General features: G+C 45.4%; 1 protein-coding gene. It reads right to left on the reverse strand.

Features of this window, described 5'->3' with window-relative positions:
• Positions 1 to 355: GTP-binding protein (locus AB4496_RS28390; protein ID WP_372133401.1), on the reverse strand; the 355-nt coding region annotated here is incomplete at both ends.

The raw sequence follows: 355 nt of genomic DNA on the forward strand, positions 1-355 counted from the left end.
ATGTCTACGTTCTCTAACACTTCTAATAGCGATGGACCTTCGAACCATGCAAGCTCTTTGCTTGGCGCAGCAACGTTAATACCTTCAAGTGCCGAAACTGGCAGAATCTGAATATTAGTCTCGCCCTCTAGGTTTTCAGCAAACTCTAGGTACTGATCGCGAATCTCCTCAAAACGATCTTGCGAGTACTCGACGAGATCCATTTTGTTGACTGCAACGATGAAATGCTTCAAACCAAGTAGGTTAGAAATAAACGAGTGACGACGTGTTTGATCCAGTACGCCCTTACGAGCATCAATCAAGATCACTGCCAGATCACACGTTGAAGCGCCTGTTGCCATATTACGCGTGTACT

The sequence above is a fragment of the Vibrio sp. 10N.222.46.A1 genome (assembly GCF_041473595.1).
In the GTDB taxonomy this organism is placed as follows: Bacteria; Pseudomonadota; Gammaproteobacteria; order Enterobacterales; family Vibrionaceae; genus Vibrio; species Vibrio tasmaniensis_A.